Below are 17391 nucleotides of genomic sequence, written 5' to 3' on the forward strand. Positions count from 1 at the left end.
TTGCTCAGCTATCGACTTACTTGCGCTTCATCGACAGGAAGAACTCATCGTTGGTCTTGGTCGTTTTCAGCTTGTCGACCAGGAACTCGATGGCAGCCACTTCGTCCATCGGGTGCAGCAGCTTGCGCAGAATCCACATGCGCTGCAGCTCGTCGTCGGCGGTCAGCAGCTCTTCGCGGCGAGTACCGGAACGGTTGATGTTGATGGCCGGGAAGACGCGCTTTTCAGCGATACGGCGATCCAGAGGCAGTTCCATGTTGCCGGTGCCCTTGAATTCCTCGTAGATCACTTCGTCCATCTTCGAGCCGGTTTCAACCAGCGCGGTGGCGATGATGGTCAGCGAGCCGCCTTCTTCGATGTTGCGCGCGGCGCCGAAGAAACGCTTCGGTTTCTCCAGGGCGTGGGCATCGACACCACCGGTCAGCACCTTGCCGGAGCTCGGGATCACGGTGTTGTAGGCGCGAGCCAGACGGGTGATGGAGTCGAGCAGGATCACCACGTCCTTTTTGTGTTCGACCAGGCGTTTGGCCTTCTCGATCACCATTTCGGCAACCTGCACGTGGCGGGTTGGCGGCTCGTCGAACGTCGAGGCAACCACTTCGCCGCGCACGGTGCGCTGCATTTCGGTTACTTCTTCCGGACGCTCGTCGATCAGCAGCACGATCAAGTGAACTTCAGGGTTGTTACGCGCGATGTTCGCGGCGATGTTCTGCAACATGATCGTCTTGCCCGCTTTCGGCGGAGCAACGATCAGACCGCGCTGGCCTTTACCGATCGGGGCGCACAGGTCGATGACACGACCGGTCAAGTCTTCGGTGGAACCGTTGCCGGCTTCCATCTTCATGCGCACAGTCGGGAACAGCGGGGTCAGGTTCTCGAAGAGAATCTTGTTTTTCGCGTTTTCCGGACGGTCGAAGTTGATCGTGTCGACCTTGAGCAGCGCGAAATAACGCTCGCCTTCCTTTGGAGGGCGGATCTTGCCAACGATGGTGTCACCGGTGCGCAAGTTGAAGCGACGGATCTGGCTCGGAGAGACGTAGATATCGTCTGGGCCGGCGAGATAGGAGGCGTCTGCAGAGCGGAGGAAGCCGAAGCCGTCCTGGAGAATCTCCAGCACGCCATCACCGGAGATTTCCTCACCGCTTTTCGCGTGCTTTTTCAGCAGGGAGAAAATCACGTCCTGCTTGCGCGAACGGGCCATATTTTCTATGCCCATCTGTTCGGCCAATTCGAGCAGTTCGGTAATCGGCTTTTGCTTGAGTTCAGTCAGATTCATATAGGAATGACGTAATCATTTATGGAGGGGGGAAATTAAGCTTTTGGCTTAATGAGGCCGCGCCGCGGAGAAGGCGACAGGATCGCGTACTTATTCGAAAAGGAGAGCGTCGGCGACGGCTAGCAGGGGGCACTGGAGAAACCAGCGCGGGGCCGAATGTAACACCTGAATTTCGGAGCGTCTAGCCCCGAAAACGAAAAAGCCCCGCGATTTGCGGGGCTTTTTTAGAGCGCTACAACGACGCTTAGATATTGGCGTCGAGGAAAGCCGCCAGTTGCGACTTCGACAGTGCGCCGACCTTGGTCGCTTCGACGTTGCCGTTCTTGAACAGCATCAGGGTCGGGATACCACGTACGCCGTGCTTGGCCGGGGTTTCCTGGTTTTCGTCGATGTTCAGTTTGGCAACGGTCAGCTTGCCTTTGTAAGTCTCTGCAATTTCGTCCAGAACAGGAGCGATCATTTTGCAAGGGCCGCACCATTCAGCCCAGTAGTCGACCAGTACAGCGCCTTCAGCCTTGAGTACGTCGGCCTCGAAGCTAGCGTCGCTAACGTGTTTGATAAGATCGCTGCTCATGGAATTCTCCAGGGTTGTAAGCAAAAAAACGTGGCCCATCATAGCCGCCCTTCCTTCGTTCAGGAAGGTGCAGTTGATTGAGTCTCGCTATGGTGTTTCATGAGTCTGTGTATAGCCCAGGTCGCGCAATGCGGTGCCCTGGCAGATCGTCATGACCGCCCGGTCCGGATGAACGGTCGATCCGGTTCCCGGCCCCAAAGCCGTTCAGGACGGCACATCGATGCGCCATCGCGGTGCATCTCGCGTGTCCATTCCACAAGCAAAGCGCGCCCACACCGTCGCATGCAGCGCTCACCAACGCTGGCACGGCACGTGCTCTATCGAATCACAGAGATCACTTCCGGCCGATTCGAGGACACGCTATGGCTAATCAATCCGATTTCCTGCCGATAGCGGACAACACCGAACTGCTCTTGCGCGCTGCGCTGTCCACCCTCGAACTGACGCTCATCGGCGCAGTGCTCGGGGTTGGCATCGGTATCATCGGCGCGCTGATCCGGATAGGAGGCATTCGCCCGCTCGCTGCCATTTTTGGCGTGTATGTCGAACTGATCCGCAACACACCCTTCCTGATGCAGCTGCTGTGCATCTTTTTCGGGCTGCCTTCACTCGGCGTACCGATCTCCGGATGGCAGGCCGCCGCACTGGCGATGGTGATCAATCTGGGCGCGCATGCCACCGACGCCATTCACACCAGCCTCCAGGCATTTCCCCGGCCCCCCGACGAAGCCTGGCGCCATAAAGTGCTGCTTCCCGCGCTCAACAACGCGTGGCCAGCCCTGTGCAACCAGATCATCGTCGTCATGCTCGGCTCGGCGGTGTGTTCGCAGATCGGCGCGCAAGAGTTGAGCTTCGCCGCCGACGTCCTTCAATCACGCAACCTGCGTGCCTTTGAAACCTGCGCACTGATCACCCTGATGTACCTGTGCATGGCGTTGATGATCCGTCAGTTGCTCAACTGGGTCGGCCAACGCTTTCTCACCCGGGACCGCGCAAAGGCCTGTGCGATCGTGCCGGCTCACGAATGACCGGGCAACCGGTCACCGACAGACTGCTCAGGATCAACGCTTTGAATACTGCGCGTTGGCGCCAGCCTGTGATCGTGGCACGATGTCAGGGTTATCGACCGAGACCCCCTGACCATGCCGCAATCCCAAGCCAAGAATCTGTCCCTGATCTCCGGAATCGACCTGGGCTCCAACAGCTTTCACATGGTCGTGGCCAAGGCCCAGAACGGCGAAATCCGTATTCTCGAACGTCTCGGGGAAAAGGTTCAGCTGGCTGCCGGCATCGACGAAGAACGTCACTTGAGCGAAGAATCCATGCAGCGCGGGCTCGACTGCCTGAAGCGCTTCGCCCAACTGATCAACGGCATGCCGCCCGGCGCCGTGCGAATCGTGGGTACCAACGCCCTGCGTGAAGCGCGAAACCGCGCTGAATTCATCCACCGCGCCGAAGAAATCCTCGGCCATCCGGTGGAAGTCATCTCCGGTCGTGAAGAGGCGCGCCTGATCTACCTCGGCGTATCCCACACCCTTGCCGACACCCCTGGCAAACGCCTGGTCGCCGACATCGGCGGCGGCAGTACCGAATTCATCATCGGCCAGCGCTTCGAACCGCTGCTGCGTGAAAGCCTGCAAATGGGTTGCGTGAGCTTCACACAGCGCTACTTCAAGGACGGCAAGATCACCCCGGCACGTTATGCCCAGGCCTACACCGCGGCGCGGCTGGAGATCATGAGCATCGAACACGCCCTGCACCGCCTGACCTGGGATGAAGCCATCGGCTCCTCGGGCACCATTCGCGCCATCGGCCTGGCGCTGAAGGCGGGAGGCCAAGGTTCGGGCGAGGTCAATGCCGAAGGCCTGGCCTGGCTCAAGCGCAAGCTGATCAAGCTCGGCGATGTCGAGAAAATCGACTTCGAAGGCGTCAAGCCTGACCGCCGGGCGATTTTCCCCGCTGGCCTGGCGATTCTCGAAGCCATCTTCGACGCCCTCGAACTCAAGCGTATGGACCATTGCGAAGGCGCGCTGCGCGAAGGCGTGCTCTACGACCTGCTGGGCCGTCACCATCACGAGGACGTGCGCGAACGCACCCTGACCTCGCTGATGGAGCGCTACCACGTTGACCTGGAACAGGCCGCCCGGGTCGAGCGCAAGGCCTTGCACGCCTTCGACCAGGTGGCCAAGGACTGGGATCTGGAAGACGGCGTCTGGCGCGAACTGCTGGGCTGGGCGGCCAAGGTCCATGAAGTGGGCCTCGACATCGCCCACTACCAGTACCACAAGCACGGCGCGTACCTGATCGAACACTCGGACCTCGCCGGCTTCTCCCGCGAAGACCAACTGATGCTCGCCCTGCTGGTGCGCGGTCATCGCCGCAACATCCCCAAGGACCGGTTTGCCGACTTCGGCGATGACGGCATCAAGCTGATTCGCCTGTGCGTGTTGCTGCGCTTCGCGATCCTGTTCCATCACATCCGCGGTACCCAAGCGATGCCTCAGGTGGAGCTCAACGCCAATGGCAACAGCCTGGAAGTGGTGTTCCCGGAACACTGGCTGGAGGACAACCAACTGACCCAGGCCGACTTCGCCATCGAAGCTGAATGGCTGACCCGGGTCGATATCGTCTTGAGCGTGCGCTAACGCCCCCTGTAGGAGCGAGCCTGCTCGCGATGAGCCGGAGAACAGCGCTGGGCAGCTGATAGCCAGCGTAATCGTTCACGTCCATCGCGAGCAGGCTCGCTCCTACAATGGAAACAAAAAAGGCGATCCCTCGGGATCGCCTTTTTCATTACCGCAACACCGCAGGTCAGCTGCTGACCGGCAGAATCGGGCTGCCCAGACGCTCCAGCAGCGTCGCCTGGGCGCTGCGCGGGTTCTGGTTGCCGGTTGGCGTGTTGCGGATGTAACGGCCGTCCGACTGCAGGCTCCAGCTGTGGGTGTTATCGGTCAAATACAACTCCAGCTCTTTCTTGACCCGCATGATCAGCTTCTTGCCTTCCACCGGGAAGCAAGTCTCGACGCGCTTGTCGAGGTTGCGCTCCATCCAGTCGGCACTGGACAGGAACATCTGCTCTTCGCCGCCATTGAGGAAGTAGAAGACCCGGGTGTGCTCCAGGAAGCGACCGATGATCGAGCGCACATGAATGTTGTGGGAAACCCCGGCAATGCCCGGCCGCAGGCAGCACATGCCACGTACGACGAGGTCGATGCGCACACCCGACTGACTGGCCTTGTACAACGCGCGGATGATCTTCGGATCGGTAAGCGAGTTGAACTTGGCGATGATGTGCGCCGGCTTGCCGTCGAGGGCGAACTGGGTTTCGCGGGCAATCATGTCGAGCATGCCCTTCTTCAGGGTGAACGGCGCATGCAGCAGCTTCTTCATGCGCAGCGTCTTGCCCATGCCGATCAACTGGCTGAACAGCTTGCCAACGTCTTCGCACAGCGCATCGTCCGAGGTCAACAGGCTGTAGTCGGTGTACAGACGGGCGTTGCCGGCGTGGTAGTTACCGGTACCCAAGTGGGCGTAACGCACGATCTCCCCGGCCTCGCGACGCAGGATCAACATCATCTTGGCGTGGGTCTTGAAGCCGACCACGCCGTAGATCACCACGGCGCCGGCGGCTTGCAGACGGCTGGCCAGTTGCAGGTTGGATTCTTCGTCGAACCGTGCCCGCAGTTCGATGACGGCAGTCACTTCCTTGCCGTTACGCGCGGCATCCACCAGCGCATCGACGATTTCCGAGTTGGCGCCGGAGCGGTACAGCGTCTGGCGCACCGCCAGCACGTGCGGGTCCTTGGCCGCCTGGCGCAGCAGGTCGACCACCGGGGTAAAGGACTCGAACGGGTGCAGCAGCAAGATGTCCTGCTTGCTGATCACGCTGAAAATGTTTTCGCTGTTCTGCAACAGCTTCGGAATCTGCGGGGTGAACGGCAGATGCTGAAGCTCGCGCTGACTGTCCAGGCCAGTGATGCTGAACAGACGTGTCAGGTTCACCGGGCCGTTGACCTGGTACAACTCGGTCTCGCCCAGGTTGAATTGCTTGAGCAGGTAATCCGACAGGTGTTTCGGGCAGGTGTCGGCCACTTCCAGACGCACCGCGTCACCGTAGCGACGGGAGAACAACTCGCCGCGCAGCGCACGTGCCAGGTCTTCGACGTCTTCGGAGTCCAGTGCAAGGTCGGCGTTACGGGTCAGGCGGAACTGGTAGCAGCCCTTCACCTTCATGCCCTGGAACAGGTCATCGGCGTGGGCGTGGATCATCGACGACAGGAACACATAGTTGTCGCCGGCGCCGCCGACTTCTTCTGGCACCTTTATGATGCGCGGTAACAGACGTGGTGCCGGGATGATCGCCAGACCGGAATCGCGACCGAAGGCATCGATACCTTCAAGCTCGACAATGAAGTTCAGGCTCTTGTTCACCAGCAGCGGGAACGGGTGAGTCGGGTCGAGGCCGATCGGGGTGATGATCGGCGCGATCTCGTCGCGGAAATAGCGGCGCACCCAGGTTTTCAGCTTGGTCGTCCAGTGACGGCGACGGATGAAGCGCACCTGATGCTTTTCCAGCTCCGGCAACAGAATGTCGTTGAGGATCGCGTACTGGCGGTCGACGTGACCGTGGACCAGTTCGCTGATGCGCGCCAGGGCCTGATGCGGCTGCAAACCGTCGGCACCGGCCTGTTCACGGGCGAAGGTGATCTGCTTCTTAAGGCCCGCGACGCGAATTTCGAAGAACTCGTCCAGGTTGCTGGAGAAGATCAGCAGGAACTTCAGCCGCTCCAGCAACGGATAGGACTCATCCAGCGCCTGTTCCAGCACGCGGATGTTGAACTGCAGTTGAGACAACTCGCGATGGATGTACAGGCTGCTGTCATCCAGGCCAGGGATGGCAATCGCCGCCGGTGCCGCCGCAGCAGCCTCGTTGACCGCCGCGGGCGGAGCAGGTTCGAGCTCCGGCGGGGTCTCGTCGATTTGCTCCACAATCGGCTGAGCTTCTTTTACGGCAACTTCAGTGAGTACTTCGGTATTCATCGAATGTTCCTGGGAGGGCTATTTTTGCTCTCGTAACAATTGAGCTGCGCGAACGGCAAAGTACGTCAGGATGCCATCAGCGCCTGCTCGTTTAAAAGCGGTCAGGGATTCGAGAATAACCCCTTCGCTCAACCAGCCATTCTGGATCGCTGCCATGTGCATCGCGTACTCGCCGCTGACTTGATAAACGAAAGTCGGCACTTTGAATTCTTCTTTGACCCGGCAAAGGATGTCCAGGTAGGGCATGCCTGGCTTGACCATGACCATGTCCGCACCTTCAGACAAGTCCGCCGCCACTTCGTGCAGGGCTTCGTTGCTGTTGGCCGGATCCATCTGATAGGAGGCCTTGTTGGCCTTGCCCAGGTTCAGCGCCGAGCCGACCGCATCGCGGAATGGGCCGTAATAGGCGCTGGCGTACTTCGCCGAGTAGGCCATGATCCGCACATTGACGTGCCCGGCCACTTCGAGGGCTTCGCGGATGGCCTGGATGCGACCGTCCATCATGTCCGACGGTGCCACGACCTGCGCGCCGGCTTCGGCATGAGACAGGGCCTGACGGACCAGTGCGTCGACGGTGATGTCGTTCTGCACATAGCCTTCTTCGTCGAGAATGCCGTCCTGGCCGTGGGTGGTGAACGGGTCCAGCGCGACGTCGGTGATCACCCCCAACTCAGGGAACTGCGCACGCAGGGCACGGGTGGCGCGCTGGGCGATGCCTTGCGGGTTCCAGGCTTCGGCGCCATCGAGCGACTTGAGCTCCACCGGTGTCACCGGGAACAGTGCCAGCGCCGGAATCCCCAGCTCGACCCACTTGGCCGCCTCTTCCAGCAACAGGTCGATGGTCAGGCGCTCGACGCCCGGCATCGAGGCCACCGCTTCGCGACGGTTTTCACCGTCCAGCACGAACACCGGCAGAATCAGGTCATCGACGGTCAGGACGTTTTCACGGACCAGTCGACGCGAGAAATCGTCACGGCGGTTGCGGCGCAGGCGGGTGGCGGGGAACAGACGGTTGGCGGGGGTAAAGCTCACGGCAGACTCCTGAGCCCGCGCGTACGGGCGAGCGTGACAGTTATAAGCGGCCATTATGACGAAGGTATTACAGTTGTGTGCATCCCGCGACACGTAGCCGCATTCCATTGTCCTTGTAGGAAATGTTCACGTCGAGACACATTTCGACACTTTCCTGAATGTGTACGAAGGGTTAGGCTGCGCGTTCATTTCGCCAGCACCCAGACAATGCTCCAACAATTTCTGCATGACTTCGGCTACTTTGCCTTGTTCCTCGGCACGTTCTTCGAAGGCGAAACCATTCTGGTACTCGCAGGCTTCCTCGCGTTCCGTGGATACATGGACATCAACCTGGTGGTGGTCGTGGCGTTCTTCGGCAGTTATGCCGGCGATCAGCTGTGGTACTTCCTGGGACGCAAGCACGGGCGCAAGTTGCTGGCGCGCAAACCGCGCTGGCAGATGATGGGCGACCGGGCACTGGAACATATCCGCAAACACCCGGACATCTGGGTCCTGAGCTTCCGTTTCGTCTACGGCCTGCGCACGGTGATGCCGGTGGCGATCGGTCTGTCGGGTTATCCACCGGGACGTTATCTGCTGCTCAACGGCATTGGTGCGGCGATCTGGGCGGCCGCGCTGGCGGCAGCCGCCTATCACTTCGGTGCAGTGCTCGAAGGCATGCTCGGCAGCATCAAGAAGTATGAGCTGTGGGTGTTGGGTGCCCTGCTGGTCCTGGGTGTCGGCCTGTGGCTGCGCCGCCGCTTCAAGAATGCGCGCCTGGCCAAGCAGGTCTACGCCGACGAGCAGAAGGCCAGGCAGACCAGCGAACCTAAGACGCCAGCCGAGTGAAACGGTTTCTGCAGCAGTAGAGACCGATGCCACTGAGCAGGCTGTAGCTGAGCAGGCCGACCCAGCCCACCGCGCTGGCCGGCCATAGCCCCACCACCGGCGCCAGCCACACCAGCGGCACGTTCGACACCAGCCGCAGCAGCTCCAGCTTCAACGCCCACGGGCGATTCTCCAGGGCCACGCCCAGCACGAACAAGCCCAGCGCCACCGCGCCCCAGCCCAGTACGAGGGCCGAGGTCGACAGGCTTGGCTCCAGGTTCATCAGATAACTGCCCAAGGCGATGTACACGCAGAACTGCAGCAGCACATAAATCTGCTGGCGCCCATCCAGCGGCACCTCGAACTTGCGGAACTGGCTCAGGTCCGGCTTGTTCATCGGGTATTTCGCCGCCACATCCGCCGGCCGCCAGCCGGTGCGCATGAACCAGATCCGCAGCTTGTCCCAGGTGCTGTGCGTGCGTCGCGCATCCGCCCACAACTGCGCGTAGAACTGCACATTCGCCCAGATCGGGTTCCAGCTCGCCAGCGGCGTGGTCACGCCGAAAATCACCGGTTCGTTGTCGTCTTCTTCCTGGAACGAGCCGAACAGACGGTCCCAAATAATGAACACGCCGCCGTAGTTGCGATCCATGTAGAGAGCGTTCTGCGCATGGTGAGCCCGATGATTGGACGGCGTAACGAAGAACCACTCGAACCAGCCGAGCTTGGGAATGTGCCGGGTGTGCACCCAGAACTGGTACAGCAGGTTCAGCGCGGCGACGCTGACAAACACCAGCAACGGCACGCCGACCACCGCCATGGGCAGGTAGAAGATCCAGCTCAACAGAAAACCTGTACTGGTCTGGCGCAGGGCGGTGGAGAGGTTGTAGTCCTCGCTCTGGTGATGCACCGAGTGCGCCGCCCAGAGAATGTTGCGCTCGTGGCCCATGCGGTGCAGCCAGTAGTAGCAGAAGTCATAGAAGACGAAGGCGAATATCCAGACCCAGACGCTGTCCGCCGAAAGCTCGAACAACGCCAGATGCTTGAGGGCAAACCCATAGGTCAGCAGCCCCACGCCCTTGGTCAACAGGCCCGTGGTGGTCGACAGCACGCCGGTACTGATGCTGTTGATAGCGTCCGCCACCCGATAGTTGCGGACCCCGCGCCAACGATCAGCCAGCAGCTCGACGGCAATCAGCACAAAGAAAAACGGCACCGCGTACAGAATGAAGTCCATAAGGCGTCCTGAACGGAATTTTTTAAGGACAGATGCTAGGTGTAGCCGCGAAATAACCCTATGGCAACGAGTGACAAATTAGTGGACATTTAACGCCATGAATCTGGAGAAACGCCCATGAGCAAAAAAGTTGCAGTGATCCTTTCCGGTTGTGGCGTGTACGACGGCGCCGAGATCTACGAGAGCGTGATAACCCTGCTGCGCCTGGACCAGCGCGGTGCCCAGGTGCAGTGTTTCGCACCGAACATCGCGCAGTTGCACGTGATCAATCACCTGACCGGCGAAGAAATGCCCGAGTCGCGCAACGTGCTCGTGGAATCGGCGCGCATTGCCCGGGGCCAGGTCAGGGACATCCGCGAGGCCGATGCCGAAGAGTTCGATGCGCTGATCATTCCCGGCGGTTTCGGCGCGGCCAAGAACCTCTCCAACTTCGCCATCGAAGGCACCGCCTGCACCGTGCAACCGGAAGTACTGGCCTTGACCGAAGCCTTTGCCGAAGCCGGCAAGCCCGTCGGCCTGATCTGCATCTCGCCAGCCCTGGCCGCGAAAATCTACGGTCCGGGCGTGACCTGCACCATCGGCAACGACGCCGACACCGCCGCCGCCCTGAACAAAATGGGCGCCACCCACAAGGACTGTGCGGTGAGCGACATCGTCGAAGACAAGGCGCGCAAACTGGTGAGCACCCCGGCCTACATGCTGGCCCAATCGATCAGTGAGGCCGCATCAGGCATCAACAAACTGGTCGACCGCGTGCTCGAACTGACCCACGAAAACGACGCCTGACAGCCCCTCAACTCATGTAGGAGCGAGCCTGCTCGCGATGGCGGCCTTACAGCCAACTTCAATGTTGGACGTGCCGGCCCCATCGCGAGCAGGCTCGCTCCTACAGGATCAATTACAGGCATCAGGCTTTGCGGGTCAGCCTTGTAAGTATCCGATCCAGCGCATTGGCAAACGCCTGCTTCTCCCGCTCGCCAAACGGCGCCGGCCCGCCGCTCATCTGCCCCTGCTCGCGCAAGTCGGTAAACAGGTTACGCACCGCCAGCCGATCACCCATGTTCTGCGCATCGAACTCCTTGCCCCGCGGGTCCAGCGCCGCAACGCCATTCTTTACCAGGCGATCGGCCAGCGGCACGTCGCTGCAGATCACCAGTTCACCGGGCACGGCATGCTCCACCAGGTAGTCGTCGGCCGCATCCGGGCCGCTCGGTACCACGATCAGCTTCACCAGCGCCAGGCCCGGCTTGTTCTGCGGCTGCCCGGCCACCATCACCACTTCGAACTGGCGCTTGAGGGCGAACTTCACCACCAGATCCCTCGCCGCCCGGGGGCAGGCGTCGGCATCGATCCATACGCGCATAGCTTGTTTCCTCGTCTAAAAGCATCGCGGGCAAGCCTTGCTCCTACAGTTAAGTGTCGTACACACCATGGTGTGTCACCACAAAACCTGTGGGAGCAAGGCTTGCCCGCGATTGTGAGCGAAGCGAATGTTGTTAAGCCGTAACCCGCCGCTTTTCAGCCAGACGACTACGACCATACAGCACGACAATCGCAATCAATGCCACCGCCTGCGCACTCAACGAATACGCATCGGCATGAATTCCCAGCCAATCGAACTCAAAGAACGGCACCGGCCGCGTGCCGAAGATGCCCGCTTCCTGCAACGCCTTCACGCCATGCCCGGCAAACACCACCGACAGCGCACACAGCAGGCCGGCGTTGATGCTGAAGAACAACGCCAACGGCAGTTTCGCCGAGCCACGCAGGATCACCCACGCCAGGCCGACCAGCAGCACCAGCGCCGTCGCACCGCCGGCCAATACCGCGTCGTGGCCCGCAGGACCCGCCTGTAACCACAGGGTTTCGTAGAACAGGATCACTTCGAACAGCTCGCGATACACCGAGAAGAACGCCAGGATCGCAAAACCGAAACGCCCACCGCCGCCCACCAGGCTGCTCTTGATGTAGTCCTGCCAGGCTGCCGCGTGACGACGGTCATGCATCCACACGCCCAGCCACAGCACCATGACGCTGGCGAACAACGCGGTCGCGCCTTCCAGCAATTCACGCTGCGAACCGCTGACATCGATCACATACGCCGCCAACGCCCAGGTTCCCAGGCCCGCCAGCAACGCCAGTCCCCAACCGACGTTGACGCTGCGCACCGCCGATTGCTGGCCGGTGTTACGCAGGAAGGCCAGGATCGCCGCCAGCACCAGAATCGCTTCCAACCCTTCGCGCAACAGAATCAACAGGCCGGAAATGTAGCTCAGAGACCAGCTCAAGCCATCGCTGCCGAGCAAGCCTGCAGAGGTCTTGAGCTTGGCCTTGGCCGCGTCCAGGCGCTGCTCGACCTGCTCGATCGGCAGGCCGTCCTGCAACGACTGTCGGTAGGCCATCAGCGATTTTTCGGTGTCCTTGCGCACGTTGGTGTCGACGTTATCGAGGGAGCTTTCGACCAGTTCGAAGCCTTCCAGGTACGCCGCTACTGACAGGTCGTAGGCCTGATCGTGGTCGCCGGCACGGTAGGCGGCGACACTCTTGTCCAGCGTCGCCGCGGTGTAGTCGAGCAACTGCGCCGGGCCGCGCTTGACCTGCGGCGGTTGCGCGCGCTGTGCGCGGAAGATCGCGACGGCCTGCGCGCCATCTGCCGCCTGCACCTCGGCCGGAGTCTGGCGGGCCAGGTCGGCGATGTTGTAGATCTTGTCGCCGGCGGCGGTCGCGGGGTCGGCGCTGAAGCTGGCGATGTAGGTGGCCAGGTCCCAACGCTGACGATCGTCCAGCTGATCGGCGAAGGCCGGCATGTCAGTACCTTCAACACCCAGCCCCAGGGTGCTGTAGATCGCATACAGGCTCAGGTGATCCATTCGCACGGCGTCGCGCAGATTGGCCGGAGGCGGCGTCATCCCCACGCCCGCCGGGCCGTCGCCGGCACCGCTATCGCCATGGCACACCGAGCAGTGCTGCGCGTACAGCGGCGCGCCACGGGTCGGGTCCGGGGTGATGATCGGCGCCTGGCTCACTTCATAGGCCACCGCCAGTTTCGCCCCCAGCTGCCGCGCCTGACGGGCGACATCCGCGCCGTCCTGACGGTCAGTGATCGCCCCGCGAAGCGTGGTGATGCCCTGCTCCAGCACGGCCTTTTCCGGCTTGGCCGGCATGGCGCTCACCAGACCTTGCAACGCCTGGACGAACTCCAGTTGCTCGCGGTATTCCGACTCGTTGACGACCTCACCTGCCTGCACCGCTTGCGGGTAGTCCGCACCGATATAGTCGAGTAGATGCAGGGCTTGCGGCGCGCCTTCCACGGTATCGGCCAGCAGATTGAGGCTGCATAGGGCAAGCACCGGCGCGACCAGCCAGGCCAGGAAACGGGAGGGGGAAATCATGAATGAATCTCATTTGGAAACACGAAGTAATATATTGTTCCCTCTCAATGCTTTTCACTCAAGCTTTGTCTGCTCCAGCGCCTGTCAGCACCGGGAACAAAGTGCCATCATTCGCGTCTACAGTTCGCCACCCTGAGGTGGTCTTTCAAGGAAGACACAAGGCACATGTCCACCCGCTTGCTGCTGGTACTCGGTGCGTGCTTGATGTTGAGCGGTTGCGCGAGCACACGCGACTACAACGCCGAGCTGGGAGAAACCCTGGCTTATTTCCAGGCCGGTCAGCTCGACGGTTCGTTGGCTGTACTGGAACGAAACAACCCCCTTGCTCCACGCGACCTGCTCTATCACATGGAGAAAGGCGAACTGCTGCGCCTGAAAGGTGACATGACCGGCAGTTTTGCAGCCTGGGACTACGCCGACCGGTCTATCGTGGCGTACGAAAACTCGTCGAGATTTGCCACGCTCAAAAATTTCACCGAACTCAGCAGCTACGTTGCCAACGACAAGGTGCGTTTTTACGACGGTTACGATTTCGAGCGGGTCGCCCTGACCACGCAAATGGCCCTGATCTTCATGGCCGGTGCCGATCCCGCCGACGCCCGCGTGCTGATCAAGAAAACCCACGAGCGCGAAGCCGGCATCGCCGAAAAACGCGACCTTGAATACCTCGAACTGGAAAATCAGGCGCAGGCGCAAGGGATCACCCTGCAATACAAGGACCTTCAGGGCTACCCGGTGGCGACCCTCGATGCACCCGAAGTGGTGGCATTGAAAAACAGCTACCAGAGCGCGTTCAGTCATTACCTTGCCGGCTTTATCTATGAGGCCCTGAACGAGAAAGACCTCGCCGCGCCGGGCTATCGCAAGGCGATCGAGCTGCGCCCGAATACGCCATTGCTCGAACAAGCGCTGCGCAACCTCGACAAATCGCCGCTCAAGGCTGGCGAAAGTGATGTCCTGCTGATCGTGCAAACCGGCCTGGCGCCGGCGCGCAGTTCGGTGCGCGTGCCCATCAACGTGGAGGTCGATGGCGAAAACTTCGTCACCAACATGTCCTTCCCGATCATCGTCCCTGACACCTCCACACCGCCGGTGGACTTCATTACCGTGGACGGCAAAAAACACCAGCTGACGCTGCTCAACAGCTTTGGCGACATGGCACGCCGCACCCTGCGTGACGATATGCCGGGCATCATCGAGCGCACCCTGGTTCGAGCCCGTTCCAATGCGCGTAACCAGGCCTACCTGAAAAAGAACCACCCCGAACAGCTGGAGGCGGCGATCCAGGCGCAAATCCAGCGCGAAGATGCCGACACCCGTGGCTGGCGCACGCTGCCCGACAAGACCTTCGTGGCGCGCCTGCGGCTTGACAAAGGCGTGCACCAGTTGACGCTGCCCAACGCGCCGGATTTTCAGCCGGTGAAATTCAGGCTGGATCAAACGCACCAAGCCTTGAGCCTGCGAGCCGTGAGCAACCGTATCTATGCCTCCGACAGAGCCCTGGCGCTTGAGTCCACACCCCCGCCGCAGTCTGCGGTCTTGAACTGAACGGAGATTTTCATGGGATTGAAAAGCATCGCCGTCGTCGCCCTGGCCCTCCTGGCCGGCTGCGCAACGCCGCCGCCGGAGCCGGGCAGCGCCGCCAGCAAGGTTCTGGCAACGGGACCAATCGAGGACCTGGCCATCGGCCCCATGCGCATGGCCCGGGAAAACGGATTCCTGACGGTCAACGCACAATTGAGCAATACCGACACCCGCAATAAAACCCTGTATTACCGCTATCTGTGGCTGGGCCCGGAAGGCTTTCCGGTTGCCGATGCCGAAAGCTGGAAAAGCCTGACCCTTTACGCGCAGCAGACGAGCTTTCTGCCCGCCATCGCCCCTGTGCCCCAGGCCGTGGACTTCCGCCTGGAAATCAACACGCCATGACCAACCCATCAGAGACCCTGCCCATGTTTGCACGCATTTGCTTCCTGACCCTGAGCGCCTTGCTGGTCGGTGGTTGTGCCAACAACACCTCGCCCGTACTGGGCAGCGGCAACATCAGCTACGGCGACCCGAAAGCCGTTGAACTGATCACCAACGAATTCGGCTCCACCGACCTGCAAATGATCGCGGAAAGCATGACCCGCTCCCTCGCCCAGTCCGGCGTGTTGAAAGGCCGCCCGGTGGTCCAGGTGTACGACGTGCGCAACAAGACCAGCGAATACATCGACACCCGTGAAATCACCACGTCGATCAAGACTCAACTGATGCGCTCGGGCACCGCGCGTTTTGCCAGCGACAACACCGACCTGCAGAGCCAGGTCGATCAGCTCAAGCTGCAAAACCAGAGCGGCCTGTACAAAAAGAGCACGGTGGCGAAAACCGGGAACATGATTGCCGCGCGCTATCGCCTGGAAGGCTCGATCAGCTCGATCGTCAAGCGCAGCAGCGATTACAAGGACGTCTTCTACAAATTCAGCCTGCAATTGGTCGACGTCGAAAGCGGGTTGGCGGAGTGGATGGACGAAAAAGAAATCCGCAAGACCACGGAGCGCTGAACCATGCGTACCTGGATTGGCATCATGGCCCTGGCTTGCGCGATCAGCGCCCAAGCCGCACCGAAAATCGCTGTCACCGACCTCGCCTACGAGGCCAGTGTCGAGCAATACGTCCACGTGGTTTCCGCCCGCGATGACCATCAGCAGGATTATTACGGCGCCAGCGGTTCATCGAGTTACGACGAGTACACAACCCGCAACAGCTACCTGGAACAGAGCGAAATCAGGCGCTTTGCCGGTGATATCAAAGGCCAGATGCTCAAGACCGGGATGTTTCAGCTGATTCAGGGCACGCCCTACACCCCACGGGTCGATGCCGACGTCTACGACGTGATCAAGCGCATCAAGGCCGGGCAGTTCGAAGGCGCGGACTATGTGCTGTTCGGCACCTTGTCCGACATCGACTTCACCCAGGACATGAACGAACTGGCTAACACCGACAGTGTTTCGGCGGTGCTGGCGCTGACCCTGGTGGCGGATTTCAGCCTGATTAATACGAAAACCTACGAGATTGTCTCGGCCTTCACGGCGATGGGTGAGGCCCAGGACACCAAGCTGGTTAATGACCGGGATATCCACGTGTCGCTCAATCGGCCACGGGTGGTCAGGGACGTCTCCCGCTCCTTGGGCGAAGACGTCGCGCGGCAATTGCGCGAACAACTCGGTGACGGTAATCAGGAGCCGTCGGGAGAACCGGTGGGGCACAACGACTTGCCGCCGGATACTGCGCCGGTGATTTTGCGCTGAAATCCGTTGGGCAAAGAAAAAGGCGACCTGAGAAGGTCGCCTTTTTCTGTGGCTGATGTTTTTAAACCGCAGCTTTACGCAACGTCGCCATGAACGCCGCCGCGCCGATGAACAGCCCGGCAAAAGTACGGTTCATGCGTTTTTGCTGCTTTGGCGTGCGCAGCAGGCGCAATACCTTGGACGCCAGTCCGGTGTAGCCGGCCATGACAATCAGGTCGACGCAGATCATGGTCGCACCGATGATCAGGTACTGGATCAGCAGTGGCGCGTGCGGATCAATGAACTGAGGCAACACCGCGAGCATAAACACCAGCGCTTTGGGGTTGCTGATGTTCACCAGGAAACCACGGAACACCAGGACCAGCGGCTTGCCGATCGGGCGGATGGCCGCCTCGTCAGTCATGTCGCTGGGCAGTGCACGCCATTGCTTGATGGCGAGGTAAACCAGGTACGCCACACCGAACCATTTGATCGCATAGAAGGCGGTGGCCGATGCGGTGAGAATCGCGCCCACACCGGCGCCGACAATGGCGATTTGCAGCGCCAGGCCCAGTTGCAGGCCCAGGGCGTTCCAGTAACCGCGCCAGAAACCGTATTGCAGACCGCTGGACATCGACGCAATGGCGCCGGCACCGGGAGAAAGACTGATCACCCAACAGGCGGCAAAAAACGCCAGCCATGTTTGAAGCTCCATCGCACACCTCGACTCAGACTCGTGACAAACATCTAAGCTAATGCGGCTT

At 60.7% G+C, this 17391-nt stretch carries 16 protein-coding genes; 8 read left to right on the top strand and 8 right to left on the bottom strand.

Going from position 1 to position 17391, the window contains the following annotated elements:
• Nucleotides 1-16 precede the first annotated feature (16 nt).
• Both rho and trxA read right to left on the bottom strand, forming a co-directional pair.
• Nucleotides 17-1276, bottom strand: coding sequence for a transcription termination factor Rho (gene rho, locus DKY63_RS18840; protein ID WP_003206716.1), 1260 nt, complete (start codon nucleotides 1274-1276; stop codon nucleotides 17-19).
• Nucleotides 1277-1520: 244 nt separating this feature from the next.
• Nucleotides 1521-1850 carry a thioredoxin TrxA gene (gene trxA / locus DKY63_RS18845; RefSeq protein ID WP_003206727.1) on the bottom strand — a complete coding sequence of 110 codons (330 nt, stop codon included), beginning with the start codon at nucleotides 1848-1850 and terminating at the stop codon, nucleotides 1521-1523.
• Between the two features lie 362 nt (nucleotides 1851-2212).
• Between trxA and DKY63_RS18850 the strand changes: the two genes are divergently transcribed.
• Both DKY63_RS18850 and ppx read left to right on the top strand, forming a co-directional pair.
• The gene (locus DKY63_RS18850; RefSeq protein WP_110965462.1) at nucleotides 2213-2878 is read left to right on the top strand and encodes an amino acid ABC transporter permease; all 666 of its coding nucleotides are present in this window, start codon (nucleotides 2213-2215) and stop codon (nucleotides 2876-2878) included.
• A 114-nt stretch (nucleotides 2879-2992) separates the two neighbouring features.
• Nucleotides 2993-4495, top strand: a complete 1503-nt coding sequence (gene ppx, locus DKY63_RS18855) for an exopolyphosphatase (protein ID WP_110965463.1) — start codon at nucleotides 2993-2995, stop codon at nucleotides 4493-4495.
• 166 nt (nucleotides 4496-4661) lie between these two features.
• On the opposite strand, the gene ppk1 is transcribed toward ppx, so the two are convergent.
• Nucleotides 4662-6890, bottom strand: coding sequence for a polyphosphate kinase 1 (gene ppk1, locus DKY63_RS18860; RefSeq protein ID WP_110965464.1), 2229 nt, complete (start codon nucleotides 6888-6890; stop codon nucleotides 4662-4664).
• 18 nt (nucleotides 6891-6908) lie between these two features.
• Nucleotides 6909-7922, bottom strand: coding sequence for a porphobilinogen synthase (hemB, locus tag DKY63_RS18865; protein ID WP_110965465.1), 1014 nt, complete (start codon nucleotides 7920-7922; stop codon nucleotides 6909-6911).
• Between the two features lie 207 nt (nucleotides 7923-8129).
• Here hemB and DKY63_RS18870 point away from each other — a divergent pair, with 207 nt between their 5' ends.
• Entirely contained in the window at nucleotides 8130-8750 is a 621-nt protein-coding gene (locus DKY63_RS18870) for a DedA family protein (protein WP_110965466.1), read from the top strand.
• On the opposite strand, the gene DKY63_RS18875 is transcribed toward DKY63_RS18870, so the two are convergent.
• A complete protein-coding gene (locus DKY63_RS18875) occupies nucleotides 8731-9966 on the bottom strand; it encodes a sterol desaturase family protein (RefSeq protein WP_110965467.1) in 1236 nt (411 codons plus the stop codon). The genes DKY63_RS18870 and DKY63_RS18875 overlap by 20 nt on opposite strands.
• A 117-nt stretch (nucleotides 9967-10083) precedes the next feature.
• Here DKY63_RS18875 and elbB point away from each other — a divergent pair, with 117 nt between their 5' ends.
• A complete protein-coding gene (elbB, locus tag DKY63_RS18880) occupies nucleotides 10084-10752 on the top strand; it encodes an isoprenoid biosynthesis glyoxalase ElbB (protein ID WP_110965468.1) in 669 nt (222 codons plus the stop codon).
• Between the two features lie 121 nt (nucleotides 10753-10873).
• Here elbB and DKY63_RS18885 read toward each other — a convergent pair whose 3' ends face one another.
• Nucleotides 10874-11329, bottom strand: coding sequence for a YaiI/YqxD family protein (locus tag DKY63_RS18885; protein ID WP_110965469.1), 456 nt, complete (start codon nucleotides 11327-11329; stop codon nucleotides 10874-10876).
• A 133-nt stretch (nucleotides 11330-11462) separates the two neighbouring features.
• Nucleotides 11463-13358 (bottom strand): FTR1 family protein, encoded by a 1896-nt coding sequence (locus DKY63_RS18890; protein ID WP_110965470.1) that lies wholly within the window; start codon nucleotides 13356-13358, stop codon nucleotides 11463-11465.
• Between the two features lie 165 nt (nucleotides 13359-13523).
• On the opposite strand from DKY63_RS18890, the gene DKY63_RS18895 reads away from it, so the two are divergent.
• Genes DKY63_RS18895 through DKY63_RS18910 form a run of 4 tightly spaced genes read left to right on the top strand, consistent with a single transcriptional unit; the run spans nucleotide 13524 to nucleotide 16648 of the window.
• Nucleotides 13524-14906 (top strand): COG3014 family protein, encoded by a 1383-nt coding sequence (locus DKY63_RS18895; protein WP_110965471.1) that lies wholly within the window; start codon nucleotides 13524-13526, stop codon nucleotides 14904-14906.
• A 12-nt stretch (nucleotides 14907-14918) separates the two neighbouring features.
• Nucleotides 14919-15287: a YcfL family protein gene (locus tag DKY63_RS18900; RefSeq protein WP_110965472.1), complete on the top strand. Its 369-nt coding sequence runs from the start codon at nucleotides 14919-14921 to the stop codon at nucleotides 15285-15287.
• A gap of 23 nt (nucleotides 15288-15310) precedes the next feature.
• Entirely contained in the window at nucleotides 15311-15901 is a 591-nt protein-coding gene (gene lpoB, locus DKY63_RS18905) for a penicillin-binding protein activator LpoB (RefSeq protein WP_110967944.1), read from the top strand.
• Between the two features lie 3 nt (nucleotides 15902-15904).
• Nucleotides 15905-16648 (top strand): penicillin-binding protein activator LpoB, encoded by a 744-nt coding sequence (locus DKY63_RS18910; protein WP_110965473.1) that lies wholly within the window; start codon nucleotides 15905-15907, stop codon nucleotides 16646-16648.
• Nucleotides 16649-16709: 61 nt separating this feature from the next.
• On the opposite strand, the gene DKY63_RS18915 is transcribed toward DKY63_RS18910, so the two are convergent.
• Complete coding sequence (locus tag DKY63_RS18915) at nucleotides 16710-17342, bottom strand: LysE family transporter (protein ID WP_110965474.1); 633 nt, start codon at nucleotides 17340-17342, stop codon at nucleotides 16710-16712.
• Between the last annotated feature and the right edge of the window lie 49 nt (nucleotides 17343-17391).

Origin of the sequence: Pseudomonas putida, from assembly GCF_003228315.1 — a bacterium.
Lineage (GTDB): Bacteria > Pseudomonadota > Gammaproteobacteria > Pseudomonadales > Pseudomonadaceae > Aquipseudomonas > Aquipseudomonas putida_S.

Coding starts and splice junctions, on each gene's coding strand:
- rho (WP_003206716.1), bottom strand. CDS start 1,276: ATGAATCTGACTGAACTCAAGCAAAAGCCGATTACCGAACTGCTCGAA.
- trxA (WP_003206727.1), bottom strand. CDS start 1,850: ATGAGCAGCGATCTTATCAAACACGTTAGCGACGCTAGCTTCGAGGCC.
- DKY63_RS18850 (WP_110965462.1), top strand. CDS start 2,213: ATGGCTAATCAATCCGATTTCCTGCCGATAGCGGACAACACCGAACTG.
- ppx (WP_110965463.1), top strand. CDS start 2,993: ATGCCGCAATCCCAAGCCAAGAATCTGTCCCTGATCTCCGGAATCGAC.
- ppk1 (WP_110965464.1), bottom strand. CDS start 6,890: ATGAATACCGAAGTACTCACTGAAGTTGCCGTAAAAGAAGCTCAGCCG.
- DKY63_RS18870 (WP_110965466.1), top strand. CDS start 8,130: ATGCTCCAACAATTTCTGCATGACTTCGGCTACTTTGCCTTGTTCCTC.
- DKY63_RS18875 (WP_110965467.1), bottom strand. CDS start 9,966: ATGGACTTCATTCTGTACGCGGTGCCGTTTTTCTTTGTGCTGATTGCC.
- elbB (WP_110965468.1), top strand. CDS start 10,084: ATGAGCAAAAAAGTTGCAGTGATCCTTTCCGGTTGTGGCGTGTACGAC.
- DKY63_RS18885 (WP_110965469.1), bottom strand. CDS start 11,329: ATGCGCGTATGGATCGATGCCGACGCCTGCCCCCGGGCGGCGAGGGAT.
- DKY63_RS18890 (WP_110965470.1), bottom strand. CDS start 13,358: ATGATTTCCCCCTCCCGTTTCCTGGCCTGGCTGGTCGCGCCGGTGCTT.
- DKY63_RS18895 (WP_110965471.1), top strand. CDS start 13,524: ATGTCCACCCGCTTGCTGCTGGTACTCGGTGCGTGCTTGATGTTGAGC.
- DKY63_RS18900 (WP_110965472.1), top strand. CDS start 14,919: ATGGGATTGAAAAGCATCGCCGTCGTCGCCCTGGCCCTCCTGGCCGGC.
- lpoB (WP_110967944.1), top strand. CDS start 15,311: ATGTTTGCACGCATTTGCTTCCTGACCCTGAGCGCCTTGCTGGTCGGT.
- DKY63_RS18910 (WP_110965473.1), top strand. CDS start 15,905: ATGCGTACCTGGATTGGCATCATGGCCCTGGCTTGCGCGATCAGCGCC.
- DKY63_RS18915 (WP_110965474.1), bottom strand. CDS start 17,342: ATGGAGCTTCAAACATGGCTGGCGTTTTTTGCCGCCTGTTGGGTGATC.